The sequence below is a fragment of the Falsiroseomonas sp. genome (genome assembly GCF_051859025.1).
Lineage (GTDB): Bacteria > Pseudomonadota > Alphaproteobacteria > Acetobacterales > Acetobacteraceae > Falsiroseomonas.
The window spans coordinates 600,630-617,155 of sequence record NZ_JBHYGL010000001.1 but is presented as its reverse complement, the minus strand read 5'-3'; the positions used below and the strand labels follow the sequence as shown (position 1 = coordinate 617,155).

19 protein-coding genes are annotated in these 16,526 nt (G+C 69.2%); 7 read left to right on the top strand and 12 right to left on the bottom strand.

Translation table 11 applies throughout. The features are described from left to right. Positions 1-36 precede the first annotated feature (36 nt). Entirely contained in the window at positions 37-1,326 is a 1,290-nt protein-coding gene (locus ACTIE5_RS03060; protein WP_439548219.1) for an ABC transporter substrate-binding protein, read from the bottom strand. Positions 1,327-1,458: 132 nt separating this feature from the next. On the opposite strand from ACTIE5_RS03060, the gene ACTIE5_RS03055 reads away from it, so the two are divergent. Then, positions 1,459-1,716, top strand: coding sequence for a hypothetical protein (locus ACTIE5_RS03055; RefSeq protein ID WP_439548218.1), 258 nt, complete (start codon positions 1,459-1,461; stop codon positions 1,714-1,716). Here ACTIE5_RS03055 and ACTIE5_RS03050 read toward each other — a convergent pair. From ACTIE5_RS03050 to ACTIE5_RS03040, 3 genes are read right to left on the bottom strand one after another with little or no spacing between them, the layout of a single operon-like run. Continuing rightward, positions 1,700-2,104 carry a DUF4440 domain-containing protein gene (locus tag ACTIE5_RS03050; protein WP_439548217.1) on the bottom strand — a complete coding sequence of 135 codons (405 nt, stop codon included), beginning with the start codon at positions 2,102-2,104 and terminating at the stop codon, positions 1,700-1,702. The two genes, ACTIE5_RS03055 and ACTIE5_RS03050, sit on opposite strands and share 17 nt — an antisense overlap. Continuing rightward, positions 2,085-3,122 carry an aldo/keto reductase gene (locus tag ACTIE5_RS03045; RefSeq protein WP_439548216.1) on the bottom strand — a complete coding sequence of 346 codons (1,038 nt, stop codon included), beginning with the start codon at positions 3,120-3,122 and terminating at the stop codon, positions 2,085-2,087. Before ACTIE5_RS03045 ends, ACTIE5_RS03050 begins: the two co-directional genes overlap by 20 nt. Then, complete coding sequence (locus tag ACTIE5_RS03040; RefSeq protein ID WP_439548215.1) at positions 3,119-3,466, bottom strand: TIGR04076 family protein; 348 nt, start codon at positions 3,464-3,466, stop codon at positions 3,119-3,121. Before ACTIE5_RS03040 ends, ACTIE5_RS03045 begins: the two co-directional genes overlap by 4 nt. A gap of 122 nt (positions 3,467-3,588) precedes the next feature. On the opposite strand from ACTIE5_RS03040, the gene ACTIE5_RS03035 reads away from it, so the two are divergent. The 4 genes from ACTIE5_RS03035 (at position 3,589) to ACTIE5_RS03020 (ending at position 7,055) form a co-directional block, all read left to right on the top strand. After that, on the top strand, positions 3,589-4,347 hold the full coding sequence (locus ACTIE5_RS03035; protein WP_439548214.1) for an ABC transporter ATP-binding protein: 759 nt from the start codon (positions 3,589-3,591) through the stop codon (positions 4,345-4,347). Between the two features lie 92 nt (positions 4,348-4,439). Next, entirely contained in the window at positions 4,440-5,159 is a 720-nt protein-coding gene (locus tag ACTIE5_RS03030) for an ABC transporter ATP-binding protein (protein ID WP_439548213.1), read from the top strand. Between the two features lies 1 nt (position 5,160). Beyond that, on the top strand, positions 5,161-6,084 hold the full coding sequence (locus ACTIE5_RS03025; protein WP_439548212.1) for a branched-chain amino acid ABC transporter permease: 924 nt from the start codon (positions 5,161-5,163) through the stop codon (positions 6,082-6,084). Further along, positions 6,084-7,055, top strand: a complete 972-nt coding sequence (locus ACTIE5_RS03020) for a branched-chain amino acid ABC transporter permease (RefSeq protein ID WP_439548211.1) — start codon at positions 6,084-6,086, stop codon at positions 7,053-7,055. Before ACTIE5_RS03025 ends, ACTIE5_RS03020 begins: the two co-directional genes overlap by 1 nt. On the opposite strand, the gene ACTIE5_RS03015 is transcribed toward ACTIE5_RS03020, so the two are convergent. Then, on the bottom strand, positions 7,036-7,482 hold the full coding sequence (locus ACTIE5_RS03015) for a hypothetical protein (protein ID WP_439548210.1): 447 nt from the start codon (positions 7,480-7,482) through the stop codon (positions 7,036-7,038). The genes ACTIE5_RS03020 and ACTIE5_RS03015 overlap by 20 nt on opposite strands. A gap of 2 nt (positions 7,483-7,484) precedes the next feature. Beyond that, on the bottom strand, positions 7,485-8,171 hold the full coding sequence (locus ACTIE5_RS03010; protein ID WP_439548209.1) for an L-threonylcarbamoyladenylate synthase: 687 nt from the start codon (positions 8,169-8,171) through the stop codon (positions 7,485-7,487). A gap of 168 nt (positions 8,172-8,339) precedes the next feature. On the opposite strand from ACTIE5_RS03010, the gene ACTIE5_RS03005 reads away from it, so the two are divergent. After that, positions 8,340-9,374 carry a D-2-hydroxyacid dehydrogenase gene (locus tag ACTIE5_RS03005; protein WP_439548208.1) on the top strand — a complete coding sequence of 345 codons (1,035 nt, stop codon included), beginning with the start codon at positions 8,340-8,342 and terminating at the stop codon, positions 9,372-9,374. A gap of 4 nt (positions 9,375-9,378) precedes the next feature. Here the strand turns inward: ACTIE5_RS03005 and ACTIE5_RS03000 are convergent, their stop codons facing one another. The 5 genes from ACTIE5_RS03000 to ACTIE5_RS02980 all read right to left on the bottom strand — a co-directional run bounded on the left by ACTIE5_RS03000 (position 9,379) and on the right by ACTIE5_RS02980 (position 14,543). Continuing rightward, positions 9,379-10,221, bottom strand: a complete 843-nt coding sequence (locus tag ACTIE5_RS03000) for a TauD/TfdA dioxygenase family protein (RefSeq protein ID WP_439548207.1) — start codon at positions 10,219-10,221, stop codon at positions 9,379-9,381. Between the two features lie 173 nt (positions 10,222-10,394). Then, positions 10,395-11,204: a hypothetical protein gene (locus tag ACTIE5_RS02995; protein WP_439548206.1), complete on the bottom strand. Its 810-nt coding sequence runs from the start codon at positions 11,202-11,204 to the stop codon at positions 10,395-10,397. Between the two features lie 72 nt (positions 11,205-11,276). Next, positions 11,277-11,831 carry a hypothetical protein gene (locus ACTIE5_RS02990; protein ID WP_439548205.1) on the bottom strand — a complete coding sequence of 185 codons (555 nt, stop codon included), beginning with the start codon at positions 11,829-11,831 and terminating at the stop codon, positions 11,277-11,279. Between the two features lie 496 nt (positions 11,832-12,327). Next, complete coding sequence (locus tag ACTIE5_RS02985) at positions 12,328-13,440, bottom strand: MFS transporter (RefSeq protein WP_439548204.1); 1,113 nt, start codon at positions 13,438-13,440, stop codon at positions 12,328-12,330. A gap of 62 nt (positions 13,441-13,502) precedes the next feature. Further along, entirely contained in the window at positions 13,503-14,543 is a 1,041-nt protein-coding gene (locus ACTIE5_RS02980) for an alpha/beta fold hydrolase (RefSeq protein ID WP_439548203.1), read from the bottom strand. A 127-nt stretch (positions 14,544-14,670) separates the two neighbouring features. Between ACTIE5_RS02980 and ACTIE5_RS02975 the strand changes: the two genes are divergently transcribed. Beyond that, entirely contained in the window at positions 14,671-15,636 is a 966-nt protein-coding gene (locus ACTIE5_RS02975) for a tripartite tricarboxylate transporter substrate binding protein (RefSeq protein WP_439548202.1), read from the top strand. Positions 15,637-15,645: 9 nt separating this feature from the next. Here the strand turns inward: ACTIE5_RS02975 and ACTIE5_RS02970 are convergent. Further along, the coding region (locus ACTIE5_RS02970; RefSeq protein ID WP_439548201.1) for a calcium-binding protein at positions 15,646-16,526 on the bottom strand (881 nt) is incomplete at its 5' end.

The following is a 16,526-nucleotide window of genomic DNA, read 5'->3' as shown; positions in this document are numbered from 1 at the left end:
ACGCCGGCCCCAAGGGGACCGGCGTCGGGGGTGGCTTCAGCGCGGCGGCAGCTGGCGCTGCACGGCCTGCACTTCCTCCACCGTCATCTGGCCGACGGTCGTGATCTCCCCGTTCTGGATGCGCCACTTGCGGAAGGGGCCGGTGATGTCGCCATTCGCGTCGAATTCCACCGGGCCGATGACGCCGATGTAGCGGATGGCCTGGCCGGCGCGGATCAGTTCGAGGCCGCGCGCGAAGCCCTCCGGCCCCGCATGGATTTCCGTGCCGCCGGGCGCCGTCACCTGGCGGATCGCTTCGCGGATGGCGGCGGCTTCGAAGCGGCCGGCCTTGGCGATGGCCAGGCCGAGGATGGCGGCGGCATCGAAGGCACGGTCGGCCGCGGGGGCGCCGGCGCCGAAGCCGCCGGACATCGGCGGGTAGGCGCGGGCGAAGTATTCGGTGGATGGCGTGGAGACGGTGCCGGAGGAGGTGCCGAAGGCGTTGTTCAGGAAGCGCGGACCGACATCGCGGATGAAGTCGGCGCTGTTCATGCCGTCATTCAGCAGGAAGGTCGCGGGGCCGCCCTGCTGGATCCAAGTGCGCGCGATGGTCGTGCCGTCGCCGGGGTAGCTGACGAGATACAGCGCCGGCGGATCGCCGCGCAGCGCGTTGGTGACTTCCGGTGCGTAGCTCGCCTGGCCCTGGTTGTAGGGCGTGGTGGAGATGATGGTGCCGCCGAGCGCGACATAGGCGCGGCGGAACTCGTTCACCATGTTCACGCCGAAATCGTTATTGACGTGGATGATCGCCAGGCGCCGCAGCCCCTGGTCCATGGCGTATCGCGCGGCGGCTGTGCCCTGCAGCGCGTCCGAGGTGATGGTGCGGAAGAACCAGCCGCGGGTCTGGCCCTCCACCGCCATGCGCGTCAACGTCGGCGAGGACGAAGCGGGCGAGATCTGCACCACGCCCGCCGGACCCGTCACGGAGGTGACGATGGGGATGGAAACCGAGGAGATGATGCCGCCGATGATCGCGGGCGTGCGCCGCAAATCCACCAGCTGCCGCGCCTGGTCCACGGCGACGCTGCCCTGGGATTGCGCATCGCGCAAATCGAAGCCGAGGCGGCAGCCCGCGATGCCGGTGGCACCGGCCGCGGCGTTCAGCTCGTTGAAGGCGAGCTCGACGGATTTCGCGGCGGCCTGGCCGAAGCGGCCGGCGGGGCCGGTGAGCGAGACGACCATGCCCACATTGTGGGTGCAGGCAGGCGCCTGCGCCGCCGCAGGCAGCGCCCCGAAAGCGGCGGCGGCGACGGCGGCGGCGAATGCCGCGCGACGGGCAAAGGACATGATCGGAAGGCCCCCCGGCAGATGGATGATTATCCACCGGAATGCCCGAGTCAGGCCGGGTTTGTCCAGGCTCACCGGCCAGGCGCGCGCCGATTCACGCGCCGCGCTATGCAGCACCTTTGGAGAAGCCGCATGGCGAAGCGCCTCGATCCCTCATGGGTCGTACTGGACAGCATCGAGAACGAGCAGCATGACCGCTGCGTGGACGTCTTCCTGCGCCCCGACGGCAGCTTCGGGTTCGAGGCCTTCCGGCGGGATGCGGAGGATGCCGGCGCCTGGACGCCGGTCAGCTACTTCTCCGGCCTCCGCCACGCCACACGCGCCGCGACGCTGGAGGAGGCGGCGCGGCGGATCGCCTGGCTGGGGCAGGTGCTCAGGCCGGAGGCGTGACCCAGGTTTCCTGCACGAACAGCCAGCGTGGCGGCGTGACGCTGGTGTCGAACAGGGCGCTGGCGCGGCGGGCGGTTTCCTGCGTGCCGAACCACTGGCGCTCGACATAATGCATCAGCGCGCGGCCGGGGGCCTCGTGGATGGTCTCGATCTCCTCCACCGCGATGCGGAAGCCGGGGCCGCGGACGGCGCGGGCGGACTGAAGAAAGTCGAGGATGCCGGCGCGGTCGAAGCGGGCGCCGGACGGCAGCACCATCTGGAAGCCTTCCGCGAAGGCGGCCTCGAACCGCGTGAAGTCGCCCTGCCCCGGCGCGCCGAGCCAGGATTCGAAGACCTGGTGCAGCGCGACGATCTCCGCCGCGCAGGCCTCATTCCTTGTTGAGGTCATACTTCATGATCCTGCCATGCGGACCCTCGCGGTCCCGTTCCAGCGTGTAGGTATCGCCGCCCGGGCCGGGGCAGCTTGCGAGCAGCGCGTCGATCGCGGCGCGGTCCTCGGCATCCAGCGCGAAGCGGAAGACGGCCAAATTGTCTGGCAGGTGTTCGGCATAGCGCGCGCCGACGATGGCGCCGGCGACATGGGGCTGGTCCAGCACCCAGCGCGTGGCGACGGCGGTGATGGAGACACCATGCTTGCGGGCGATTCCGTCCAGCAGGCGGAGCAGTTCCTGGAAGGAATCCCAGCCGCCGAATTCCTCGATGATCAGGCGGTATTTCACCAGGCTGCGGTTCGCCAGGGGTTCCGCCGGCGCGGGTTGGCCGAGCCAGCGCGACGACAGGAACCCACCGGCGACGGTGCCGTAGCATAGGAAGCGCAGCCCGCTGCCGGCGGCGAGGCCCGAGAGCAGCCCGGCCGGGCGCCGGTCCAGCAGCGAATACTGCACCTGCATGGAGACCAGGGGCACGCCGGCCTCGATCATCGCCGCCGTGCTGGGCGTGTCGAAATTCGTGCCGCCGATATTGTGTATCTTGCCGCGAAGCTGGAGTTCGCGGAGGTGCAGCGCGGTCTCCACCTGGCCGGGAACCTCGTAGTTCCACCAGTGGAACTGCACCAGATCCAGCCGCTCCGCCTTCAGGCGCATCAGCGAACGGTCGATGATGCGCTCGACATAGTCGAAATCGACGCGCGGGAGATCGGACCAGTCCGGCACGAATTTCGTGTGGACCTGGAGGCGGGCGCGGTCGCTGGGCGGAAGGGTGGCGCGGAACTCCCCGATCATCGCCTCCACCCCCGTGTAGATGTCGGCGCAATCGAAGGTGGTGACGCCGGCGTCGAGGAAGGCGCGCATGTCGGCGATGGCGCGGGGCTGTTCGACATCGCCATGGCCGCCGGCCAGCTGCCAGCCACCGCGCAGAAGCCGCGCGATGGAATAGCCCGGGGAAAGCTCGGTGCGTTCGACGGTCACTGGGGAAAATCCTTCATCGGAACCGCCGTCGTCTCCGCATGGCGAAAGCGGCGTTTCGCGGTGCGGGTGATGCGGAGGCGGGAGGGGCAGTTGGGATCGGGGCAGGCCACTTCCGCATCCGTGCTCATCCAATCCGCGGGATGGGTCATGCGCTGCTTGGCGGCCAGCAGCGGCAGGACGGCGGCAATCGAGTAGATCGACATCCCCTGGCCTGGCGGCAGGTGCAGCATCTCCCCCTTCAGCTCGAAATGGTCGCCGGGGACAGCGCCGCACCAGAGCTTCGCGCCGGGCGGTGCCACCACCTCCACGCGGAGGTCCCAGAGATCGAATCCGTCCTCGTCCATGCTGCCCATCCCGGTTCCCCTCGATATCGGTCGAAGCCCCCGGGCAGGGCAAGCGGGTTGGCCCTTGACCCGGCGGCGCCGCGAAGGTTGATGCGCGGTAATGGCGGGGAGAGAGCCGCGCAATGCTCGTGGCGCAGGGGCTGACGAAGGGGTTCGGCGGGCCGCCGGTGGTGGAGGATGTTTCCTTCACCCTGGCGAGAGGCGCCATCACGGGGCTGATCGGGCCGAATGGCGCGGGCAAGACGACGCTGTTCAACCTGCTGGCCGGCAGCCTGCGCCCGGATTCCGGCACCCTGACGCTGGAGGGCACGCGGATCGACGGGCGGCGGCCGGATGAGGTCTTCGGCCTCGGCATGGCGCGCACCTTCCAGATCCCCCGCCCCTTCCCCGCCATGACGGTGCTGGAGAATGTGATGCTCGCCCCCCCCGGGCAGCAGGGGGAGCGGTTCTGGACAAATTGGCTGCGCCCTGGCGCGGTGGCCGCGGAGGAGCGGCGCGTGCGGGAGCGCGCGCTGCACTGGCTGGATTTCGTCGGCCTGACGCGCCTGGCGCAGGAACCCGCCCGCGTGCTGTCGGGCGGCCAGAGAAAGCTGCTGGAACTGGCGCGGGTGCTGGTGGCGGAGCCGCGGCTGATCCTGCTGGACGAGCCTGGCGCCGGCGTCGCGCCGCCGCTGCTGGCGACGATCATGGAGAAGATCGCGGCCCTGAACGCGCAGGGGACGAGCTTCCTGATAATCGAGCACAACATGGAACTGGTGATGTCGCTGTGTCGCCCGGTGCTGGTGCTGGCGCAGGGGAAGAAGCTGATGGAGGGGGAGCCGGAGGCCGTCAGGGCGGATCGGCGCGTCGTCGAAGCCTATCTCGGTGCGGGCATCGCATGATGCCCGCTCTTTCATTGTGGGGCATCGCATGATGCCCGCTCTTACATTGCGGGGCATCGCATGATGCCCGCTCTTTCATTGTGGGGGATCGCATGAGCCCGGCGCTGGAATTCTGCGCCGTCGAGGGTGGCTACGAGCCGGGGCTGCCGATCCTGCGCGGCGCGTCGCTGACGGTGCAGCAGGGGGAGATCGTGGCGCTGCTGGGCCCCAATGGCGCGGGAAAATCCACGCTGGTGAAGGCGGCGGCGGGGCTGGTGCCGATCTGGTCGGGCAGCGTGATGCTGGACGGCCGGGACATCACGAAGACGCCGGCGCATCGCATGGTGCGGGAGGGCCTGGGCTTCGTACCGCAGACGGAAAACGTCTTCGCCAACCTCTCCGTGCTGGAGAATCTGCAACTGGCCGCGGCGCTGGTGCCGAAGGCACGGCGCGGGTCGATCGACGCGATGTTCCAACTGTTCCCGGACCTGGCCCGACAGCGCGGGCTGCCGGCGGGCCGGCTTTCGGGCGGGCAGCGGCAGATGGTGGCGGTGGCGCGGGCGCTCGTCGCCTCCCCCACCGTGCTGATGCTGGACGAACCCTCCGCGGGGCTGTCGCCGCTGCTGGTGGGAGTGGTGTTCGAAAGGCTGAAGGCGGTGCGGGACACCGGCGTGACCATCCTGCTGGTGGAGCAGAATGTGAAGGCGGCGCTGGCCATCGCGGACCGCGCGGCGGTCCTCGTGGAGGGGCGGGAGAGGCTCGTCGGCGCCGCTTCCGACCTGGCGGATGATGGGCGGCTGGCGGGGCTCTATCTTGGCGGCGGGGTGCACTGAGATGCTGCAACTCATCGCCGATGGGCTGGTCGTGGGCTCCGTCATCTCGCTCGGCGCCGTCGGGCTGACGCTGACCTATTCCATCCTGCGCTTCGCCAATTTCGGCCAGGGCGAGTTCCTGACCTGGGGCGCCTATCTCGCCGTCTCGGCCCTGTCGCTGACGCTGGCCGTGACGGGCGCGGGGGTAATGGAGCCGATCGAGCCCTTCTCCTTCGGCTGGCAATTGCCGGTGGCGATGGTGGCGTCCGCCGCGCTGACGGCCATGCTGGCGCTGGTGCTGGACTGGGCGCTGTTCGCCAGGCTGCGCCGCACCGGCAGCGCCATCACGCTGGTGATCGCGAGCTTCGGCGCGGCGCTCGCGCTGCGGAACCTGCTGCAATTCCTCTATGGCACGCTGCCGGAATACTACACGCGGGAGATCCAGATCGCGATCCGGCTGGTTCCGAGGGACACGCTCGGCGGCCTGCGCGTGACGCCGGACCAGATGCTGGTGCTGGGCGTCACCGCCGCCGCCGTCATCGGGCTGCATCTGCTGCTGACGCGGACGACGCTCGGCCGGGCGATGCGCGCCACGGCGCAGAACCCGGCGCTGGCGCGGGTGGCGGGGGTGGATGTGGAAGGCGTGGTGCGTGCCACCTGGGTCATCGGCGCGGGGCTGGCGGCCGTCGCGGGCGTGATGGCGGGGCTGGTCGGGCAGATCCGCCCGGGGCTCGGCTTCGAATTGCTGCTGCCGCTGTTCGCCGCGGCGATCCTGGGCGGGATCGGCAGCGTCTGGGGGGCGGTGGCGGGCGGGCTGATCGTGGGGCTGGCGGAGAGCTTCTCCGTGCCGCTGTTCGGCGCGGAATACCGGCTGGCGACGGCCTTCCTGGTGCTGATCGCGATCCTGCTGCTGCGACCGCGCGGATTGTTCGGGGAGAAGGCGTGATGGATGCGCTGTCGCTGCTCTCCTACCTCGCCTTCTTCAGTGTCTTCGCGGGCATCTTCGCCGTCATGGCGCTCGGCCTGAACCTGCAATGGGGGTTCACCGGCCTGTTCAATGTGGGTGTCGCGGGGTTCGTCGCGATCGGGGCCTATACCTCCGCCCTGCTGACGGGGCCGGAGGATGCGGCGCGCTTCGGCGGCTTCGGGCTGCCGATCCTGGTGGGGTGGCTGGGCGCCATGGCCCTGTCCGGCATCGCCGCCTTCATCGTCGGCGTCGCGGCCCTGCGGCTGCGGGAGGACTACCTGGCCATCACAACCTTCGGCATCGCGGTGACGATCCAGCTGGTGGCGCTGAACGCCACGGCGATCACGGGCGGGCCCTTCGGCATCCAGTCCATCCCGAAGCCGCTGGCGGGGTGGCTCGGCACCGGGCTGGCCTGGAACCTCGGCTACCTGGCGCTGGTGCTGGCGGTGCTGGCGGCGGTCTGGTGGGGGCTGGAGAGGCTGGTGGCCTCCCCCTGGGGGCGGGTGCTGCGTTCCATTCGCGAGGATGAGGCGGCGGCGGCCTCGCTCGGTAAGCGGGCGGCGGCGTTCCGGCTGCAGAGCTTCGTCATGGGCTGCATGGTGATGGGGCTGGGCGGCGCGCTCTACGCGCATTTCGTCGGCTACATCGCGCCGGAGGATTTTCTCCCGATCCTCACCTTTCAGATCTGGGCGATGCTGATCGTCGGCGGGTCCGGCAACAATGCGGGCGCGGTGCTGGGCGCGGTGCTGGTCTGGGCGATCTGGACCGTCAGCGGCGGTGCGCTGCGGGAAATGCTGCCGGTGGCGGAGCAGGCGCGCGGCGCGGCGCTGCAGGTGGTGCTGATCGGCGTGCTGATCGCGGTGATCCTGGTGGTGCGGCCGCGCGGCTTGCTGGGCGAACGCGCGACGGTGTCGCGGCACGCGGCGAAGGTCAGCCCGCCGCCTTCCTGAAGGCGCGCAGCGGAAGGTCCTGGCCGACCGCCGCCAGGTCATTCACCAGCATCACGGCGGCCGGGCCTTCCTGGTCCGGCACCCGCGCCGCCATGGCGGCCAGCCACACCACGCGGCCCGGGACCGTCGCGGCGAAGGGGATGGGGGCGGGCTGGTCCATCAGCGCATCCTCCCGCGCCAGGATCGCGCGGTCATCGCAGGCGCCCGCGATCTCCGCGCGGGCGATGGCGGACAGGGCCAGGATTTCGGCGCCGGCCTCGCCGGGCGGCAGGGCCTGGCCCAGGACATCGAGGCAGGCGTGCAGGAAATCCCGCAACGCATTGTCCGGGTCCCGCGCCACCACCGCATCGACCGCGTCCAGCAGCGCCAGCGGATCCGCGCCGAGGAAGGCCAGGCGCTGCGCGGTGGCGGAGACCCAGGCGCGCATCGTCAGGCCTGGGTCGGGTCGTTCAGCGTGATGCCGAACTGCCGCGCCAGGATGTCCGAGATGACATCGAAGCAGGACCCCTTCCGCGTGGCCGTCACCGTGCGGATATCGATGAGCGTCGAGGATTGCCGGTAGAAGTGCCACTTCCGCAGGCCGTAATCGATGACGACATCGGCGATGCCGAGCACCTCGGGCTCGATGTCCTCCACCCGGAACTTGGTGCCGGACAGGCTGAGATTGGCCGAGGATCCGAACAGCGGCACGCCGTGACGGAGCGAGAGGCGGCCGATCGCTTCCTCGAAGGCGCCGGCATTCAGCAGCATCAGCACGGTGCCGTCCTTGGTGCTGCGGCCCAGCATCTCCGGCGACAGGGCGCGCAGCAGCGGGTGGTCCATCCGGCCCGGGGCGATCAGGCCGAGGGGCAGGCCGTGATCCTGGGTGATGGCATCCACGATGGCCCGCTGGCGCGTATCCAGCAGGTGGATCTCCCGGTGGATGGCCTGGTCGCCCACCATGGCGTTGAGCTTGGAGGGCGCGCGGCGCTTGGTATCGAAGATCCTACGCAGCGCGGCGTCGCCGCTGCCGATCAGCGAATAGCCGACATCCATCGGCAGGATGGCGATGCCGCCCTTCCGGATGGCGTCGAAGGCTCGGCGGGCATCGGCCTCGATGTCCAGCATGTGGTCCATGGCAGTTCCCCCGTTGCGGCGGCGCAAGGCTGCCACGGGGGCGCGTGGCGGCCAACCACCCCGACCCTCTCCCGCCGTCGAGGGAAAGGGGGAGACTGGTTTGGCGCCCGCGCCTTGCCGCCCTTCCCCACCCTCCGCATGATCGCCACAACCACGGAGACGGCGATCATGCAGCGCGAGACCATCCTCATCACCTCCCCCCTCGAAGCCGAGCATGTCGCGCGGATCGCCGCCTTCGCGCCGGACCGGGTGGAGGTAATGTATGAGCCCGGCCTGCTGGCGACCACGCGCTACCGCAATGACCACAAGGGCGAGCCCCTGACGCGCACGCCCGAACAGCAGGCGCGGTGGGAGGCACTGCTGCCGCGCACGACCATCGCCTTCGACCTGCCATCGGCCGCGGAACTCGCCGTGATGCCGAAGCTGCGCTGGATTCAGACCACCAGCACGGGCGTCGGCCAGGCGGTGGCGAAGCTCGGGCTGATCGACAGCCCGATCATCGTGACGACGGCGCGCGGCGTGCATGCGCAGCCGCTGGCGGAATTCGTCTTCATGGCGCTGCTCGCGCATTTCCGGCAGCTTGACTATCTGCGCGCGGAGCAGCGCGCACATCGCTGGCTGCGCGTCTGCGGGCAGGAGATCGCGGGGCGGGTGCTGGTGATCCTCGGCGCGGGGGACCTGGCGCGGGGCAGCGCGCGGATCGCCAAGGCGCTCGACATGCATGTCATCGCCATCGCGCGGAACCCCGCGCAATCCCGCGACCATGGCGCGCTGTTCGATGAGGTGCTGCCGGTATCGGCCCTGCACCAGGCGCTGGGCCGCGCCGACGCCGCCGTGCTGACCGTGCCGCACACGCCGGAGACGGAGCGCATGATCGATGCCGCCGCCATCGCCGCCATGAAGCCCGGCATCGCGCTGGTGAACATCGCGCGCGGCCAGGTGGTGGATGAGATCGCGATGATCGATGCGCTGCGCCGCGGCCATATCGGCTTCGCCGCGCTGGATGTGACGGAGGTGGAGCCCCTGCCCGCGGAAAGCCCGCTCTGGGACATGCCGAATGTGCTCATCAGCCCGCATTCCGCCAGCACGGTGGATGGGGAGAATGGGCGGATCACCGACATCTTCCTGCACAACCTCTGCCTGTGGCTGGAAGGTCGGCCGGAGGCGATGCGGAACCTGCTGGACAAGCCGCGGCTTTATTGAGCGGTCACGCCAGCAGCGGCACCTCGCCCTCAAGCGTCGTGCGGTGCATGCGGCGGGTGTAGCGGGTGCTGTCGAAGGGCGTGGCGCAGTGCTGCGTCACGCGGTTGTCCCACAGCACGGCGTCGCCAGCCCGCCAGAGGTGGCGATAGATGCGGGACGGGTCCTGGGCATGGGCCACCAGGCGGGCGATCAGCGCGGTGCCTTCCTCCGCCGCCATGCCCTCGATCTCCACCGCCCAGCGGCCGATGTAGAGGGCGACGCGGCCGCTGGTGGGATGGCGCCGCGCGATGGGGTGCCAGACATCGGGGCGGTCGCGCCGCTGCTGGTCCGTCAGCGGCGGCAGATGCGGGTAGTGCACGTGGTGCAGCGCGGCGCGGCTGAATCGGGCGCGGCGGCCGCGTAGCTTTGCCCTCAACGGCTCCTCCAGCGCATCCCAGGCCGCGACCATGTCGGCGAAGAGCGTGTCGCCGCGTTCGGGTGGCACCTGAATCGCCTGCAGGAATGAACCGGCGTTGGGGACGGCCTTGTCCTCCCCATCGCTGTGGAAGCCCATGCCGGCATCGCGCATGCCCACCGCCTTGCCATCCTCGGTCGCATTGCCGACGACGAAAATCTCGGGATGGCCATCCAGGTTGTATTGCGGCGGCTGCATGATGTGCAGCGGGCCAAGGCGCCTGGTGAAGGCGATCTGCTGCGCGGGCGTCGCCGTGATGCCGCGGAATGCCAGGATGGAGTGGCGCCCCCAGGCCTGCTCCACCGCTACGAAATCGGCATCACTGAGTTCGAGGGATGCGGGCGCGCCCAGCACCTCCGCCCCGAAGGGCTGCATCGGCCTGATGGAGAGCATCGCGTTTCCTCCTGCCCAGGCCTTCACTGTATCGAGCCCCGCAGGCCCATGCCATGCTGCCGCGCGAGGAAAACGGGAGCGGGCGATGAAGACGATCCTTCGCGGGGCGATGGCGCTGATGCTGGCAGCGACGCCGGTGTTGACAACACCGGGGGCGGCACAGCGGCTGACCATCAAGCCGTGGGTTGCGTCCATTCAGATGGAAGGGTGGGAAAGCACTGCCCCTCACAAAGCGCCGCGAACTGATCGACCACATGACCCACGTAGCGGTGCAGTTCACGCAGAGCAGGCACGACCTCCAGGCTCGCGAGCGGCGTGTCCTTCGGGAATACCACGGTGAAGGTCGCTGGCACTTCGCAGCCGATCGCCATGTTCTTGGTCCGAGGAAGGATCACCATCTGAAAGCCGTCGTGCGGGATCGCGGACCTCCACTCAGGGATCGGGGTTGAAGACCCACGGAAGTCCAGGACGGCAGGTGGAATGCAGGCAGCGGCAATCACCGGGATCAACGCCTGGTGCTTGTCCCGGAGATCGAGGTCATGGAGACCGCGAAGGGCGACATTTCCTCCCGTGTAGGGTTGCAGCTGACGCACCAATTCCACGACGTGCGGAGCAGCGCGTGACATTCCCTTCTGCTTGATCTGGCCCTGCAACTCACCAGCGTTGCTGGCAAAAGGAAAGTGCACATTGCGCGTGCTTTGCCCGTTGAGCCTGACAAGGTCGGTGGCCAGTAGATCCAAAGATGCCCGCAGGTTATGCACGGCGTCCCCGATGATCGCCGCCAGCTCTGTGGGCACAGGTTGCCGAAGCCGTGCTACCCAAGCGTAGGAATCGAACTCCACCCACATCACAGGTTGCTCGACGACGATGGCAGCCGGTCTTCTTGCCAGGTAGGCGGCGATGGCGCTGTCCAACTCATCGATATGTATGGCGGCCCGCGTGATCTTGAGGCGAGCACCCTCAAATGGTGCGAGCGATCTCATCGCAGATGCGACATGTCTGTTCGCCAGCATGCAAGCGGCATGAGCTCACATCGGCTAGCAGTTTTCCCTTGCCTATCGACGAACATCGCCTTCCTCTATCTGCGGCTTCGTAGAAGCCAGCGGAGGTAGATCGAAATACTCGCGCGCTGATGTCATGCCCACGAGCCGGCGCTTGGTGCCATCGTCGCGCTCCATCTGGATGAATTGGCCGTCCCGCTTGAGCGACCACCCGGCGCGCAGCGCTGCGGCCTCAACCTCCATCCAACCGGCATCGTATTCTGCCTGCGTGACAACGCTCTTTGCGGTCAGCACAGGGCTAGCCCGTGCCGCAGCTGTATCGGTCGCAGCAGCCCGACCAACCTGATAATGGATTGCGCCTTGCAGGCGGCCGTCCACGGTGTTCAGGGACTTCTTCAGCACAGCTCCGATAACAAACACCGCGCCAACGACCATCATCGAACCACCGAGGAACACGAAGGCCAGTTGCTCAGCGATAAGGCCTAGGTTCAGTATCCGGTCGGGAAGGCCGGCGAATGAGCCGCCAGACGGCACCGAGGCGTTGCCCAGCAGGCCATACAGCGCCAGCGCCGCGCCGATGATCAGCGCCGAAACGCCTAGAGTGAACATGTGCACTTCCCTTGGAGACCGGCGTTCGAGCACGCCAATCCAAGCACCGTTGCGCTTTGACGACAATGTCACCGATCAGAGCGCGGATCAGGCGGAAATGACTCTAAATTTATCAATGATCTCAATGGCCTGTCAGGCCTGAGTCAGGTTTTCTCTACCAGGGTAGATGCCCTCGAAATGCTAGCACCAAGGGGCGGATGCATCGTCGCCCTACCTTTTCCCGCGCGTGCGAAATGCAGGGAGAAAGTGTCCGCCTGGGTGAACAGCTGCGAACGCTGATCCAGGAGCAACCGCATGGCATGGAGACCCCGAAAGCCAATCGAACTCAAGATCGTCACGGGCACCCTCCAGACCACGAGGGCCAACCCCAACGAGCCCAAGCACGCCAACTGGCCTCATCCCGCTGTACCAAATGACCAATTTCTGGGCCTCCCGCCGCGGCGTGACCTACGGGGCGACGGGCTACGACTACACGCGGATCACGCAGGCCCGCATCTCACGCTGAACGGCGCCCGGTGACGGCCAGCACCGCGCCCAGCAGGCCGAAGCCCGCGGCCAGCGGCGCGAAACCGGCGAAGCCGAAGGTGGCGATGACCAGCCCGCCGAGGCTCGCCGCGCCCAGCCAGCCGAAGGCCGCGCTGGTCACGTTCAGGCCGAGCACCGTACCCCGCACCTCATCCGGCACATTCGCCAGCGCGGCCATCAGGCTGGGGCGGGAGATGGCGGCGCAGAAGACGAAGACGAAGCCCAGTGCCACGGACCCCGCCAGCCCGCTGGTCCAGAGGAACAGCGGCACCGCCATGCCAGACGCCGCCAGCATCGCCCCCGCATAGGTCACGCGCCGGTCCGGCAACCGGTCCGCCAGCTGCCCGCCGACGATGGTGCCGAGGATGTTGCCCAGGGCGAAGATCGCCAGCGGAATCGCGAGAGTCGCGAGCGGCACGCCATAGGTCGCTTGCAGGAAGGTCGCGAAGAACACCACGGCCAGGCCGTAGCAGCTGCGCTCCGCCACCCCCATCGCCAGCAGCCGCAGCACCAGCGGCGACAGCGCGGCGCGGTAGCTGACGCTGGGCTTGCGCCCGCCCGCCGGCACCGGCGCCGGGCCTCGCGTGGTGGCGAACAGGCCGAGTGCCGCCAGCAGCGTCACCGCCGCCACGCACCAGTTGACGCCGCGCCAGCCGATGAAGGCGCCAATCCACGCCGCCACCGGCACCCCCACCAGCAGCGCCATGGACTGCCCCGCGATCACCCATCCCAGCGCCCGGCCCCTCTGCCGGTCCGGGACGCGGGAGGAGACCTCAGCCATCAGTGCGCCGGTGCAGGTGCCGGCGGAAGCGCCCGCCAGCGTCGCGCAGATCGCGACCCCCGCGAAGCTGCCGGACACCGCGACGCCCATCGTGCCCAGCGCGAGGCCGGCCGGCCCGAGCACCAGGAAGGGCCGGCGCCCGAAGCGGTCCGACAGCGCGCCCGCCATCAGGGAAGCACTGCCCCAGGCGATGGAGGTGAAGGCCATGACATTGGCCGTCAGCGTCAGGCTCGCCCCCAGGTCGCGCGCCATGTCCAGCAGGAAGGGCGCGCGCGTCGTGCCGCTGGCGGAGGCCGCGAACATGGCCAGGCATGCCGCGGCGATCAGCGCCCAAGGGAGGCCCCCCGGAAGGCGCTGGGGAGTGGTCAGCGGTACAACCCCTGCGCCGCCAGCCAGTCCTGGATCAGCCCTGCCACCGCATCCCCGTTGCGGTCCATCATGACCATGTGGCTGTTGCCGCGGATGCCGCGGGACGGCAGATCCACATCCTCCACGCTGCCGCCCGCTTCCCGCACCAGGGCGGAGAAGCGGCGCGCATTGGTGCGGATGACGGACCAGCGCGGGTCGGCATCGACATAGTCGCCATAGACCAGCAGCTGGGGAATGCCGCGGAGCTTTGCCGCTTCCGCCGCCACGCCCGTGCCGGCGGGTTCCACCAGCACCAGCGCTCGGAACAGGTCCGGCCGCCGCTGCGCCACCTGCCAGGCGAAGGCACCGCCCTGGCTGTGGGCGATGACGACCGAAGGCCCGGTACGCTCCAGCAGCGCGATATAGGCGGCGATCACATCCGCATCCGTATCCAGGTAGCGCGGCACCACCTGGCGCATGAAGTTCAGGTAGCTGGCCTGGTCGGTCGGGAACTGGTTGCCCGGCAGCGTGGTGCCGCGGGCGTGGGACCCCGCGCCATCGCCGATGCGGAACCGCTCCCACGGGTTGGCGGTGGGCAGGTGCAGCGGGGGCGAATAGATCTCAGGCGACATGGCGGCGCCGCTGCGGCCGCGCTCCACCGCATCGGTCACATAGGTGGTCCAGCCGCGGCGGAGGAAGAAATGCTCCCAGCCCTCCCGCCCGTCCGGCGTCGTCTCATAGGTCACGCCGGTCAGGTAGGCGCCGTGCCACAGCATGAGGGGCGCCGTGCCGCGCGTGGGGGCGGGGACCATGAAGCGGGCATACATCTGGCCCACGACATGCACGCCATTGGGGTCGATGCGCAAAGGCGCGCCGCCGACGGTCGGCAGGTATTCGCGCACCGGGCGGCCGGACAGCTCCACCAGGCGGCCGCCGATGTGGAAGGAGCCGAAACGCTCCAGCGTGATCGGGCCACCAGCCGGGGTTTGGGCCTGGGCCAGCCCCGGCGCCAGCAGCGCGGCACAAAGTGCCAGCGCGCGCCATCCCGTGATGCTCATGCGATTTCCTTCCCCATCATGTGACGTGCAGCATCCACCCGGCGGCGCGTGGAGGGAAGCCAGGGGGAGTGGCGCGCGGGCGCCACCGGCGCGACACTGCGCGCCAGACCGAGGAGGAAACCGCCCCATGAGGCTCCATCGCCGCGCCCTGATCGCGCTTGCCGCCCTGCCCTTGCCCGCCTTGGCACAAGGCACGCCCTGGCCGCAGCGGCCCGTGCGCATCGTCGTCCCCTATCCGCCCGGCGGCAGCAACGACGCCGTGGCGCGGCCGCTGGCGGAGATCATGCAGCGCCGGCTGGGCCAGCCCTTCGTCATCGACAACAAGCCCGGTGCCGGCAGCACCATCGGATCGGCGGAGGTCGCACGAGCGCCGGCGGATGGGCATACGCTGATGGTCACATCCTCCACCTTCGCCACCAGCGCGGCGGTGCAGCGCACGCCCTATGACGCTGCCCAGGATTTCGAGATGGTGGCCCTGCTGGCCACCGCGCCGCTGGTCGTGATCGCGACACCGGGCTTCCCCGCGAACACGCTGGCGGAAGCCGCGGCCTATATCCGCGCCAACCCGGGCAAGGTGGATTACGGATCCTCCGGCCCCGGCAGCATCAACCAGTTGGCGACGGAGCTGTTCGCGCGGGAAGCGGGTGGGCTGCAGATGTCCCACGTGCCCTATCGCGGCATGGGCCCGGCGACGACGGACCTGGTGGCGGGCACCATCCAGTTGATCTTCACGACCATGCCCTCCGCCGCCGGGGTGATCCAGGGCGGGCGGGTGAAGGTGCTGGGCTGGACGTCGGAACAGCGCCCCGCCAACGGCCCCGCCGGCCCGACGCCGCGGGAAAGCGGCCTGCCGAACTACGAGGCCGGGATCTGGTGGGGCTTGCTTGCGCGGCGCGGCCTGCCGGCGGAAGTACGCGCCCTGGTCAACGCCACGGCGAATGAGGCGCTGGCCGATCCGCGCCTGGCGAACTACCTGGCGACGGAGGGTGCGCGCCCCGGCAGCGGCGACGCGGCCTCCGCCGACCGCTTCCTGCAGGCGGACCTGGCACGCTGGAAGGCGGTGGCGACGGCCGCGAATATCCGCGTGGAATAGGACGCCGCGCTACAGGACGAAGTCCGAGGCCGTCAGGTTCAGCAGGCCGGTGAAGCGGATCACCATCTCCGCCGGCCCGCCCGATCCGTCATCGAAGCCGGCATAGGTATCCGTCCCGTCCTGCCAGATGCGGGCCTGGGCGGTGCCGGTGCCGGCAAAGGCGGCGGTACCGATCCAGAGGAAGGCCTGGTTGCCGGGCGCGGTACTCGGATCGATCGCATCCACCTGCACGCGGTCCTGCCCCTGGACGAAATCCAGGATGATGTCGGGCGAGGCCGCCTGGCTGCTGTCGAGCGTCGCGAAGATGAAGCGATCCAGCCCCGCGCCGCCTTCCAGCGTATCGGCGCCCAGACCGCCGGTCAGCGAATCATTGCCGCCGCCGCCCTGCAGCCGATTGGCACCGGCATTGCCGGTGATGACGTTCGCGTCGCCATTCCCCCCGCCATTGATATCGGCAGTGCCTGTCAGGAACAGGCGCTCCACATCCGCCCCCAGCGTGAAGCTGGCGGAGGCGTTGACGATATCGAGGCCTCCGGCGGCGATCTCCGTCACCACATCATCCGCATTGTCCACGGTGTAGACATCGTTCCCGGCGCCGCCCTCCATCGTATCCGCGCCCAGCCAGCCATTCAGCGTGTCGTTGCCGTCCTCGCCCCGCAGCAGGTTGTTCCCGGCATTGCCGGTGATGACGTTGGCGAGTTCGTTCCCGGTGCCGTCGATGTTGCCGGCGCCGGTCAGCACCAGGCGCTCCACCTCCGCCCCCAGCGTGAAGGTGACCGAGGCGCTGATGGCATCCAGGCCCCCGGCGGCGAGTTCCGTCACCACATCGTCCGCGTTGTCCACGGTGTAGACATCGTTCCCGGCGCCGCCCTCCATCGTATCCGCGCCCA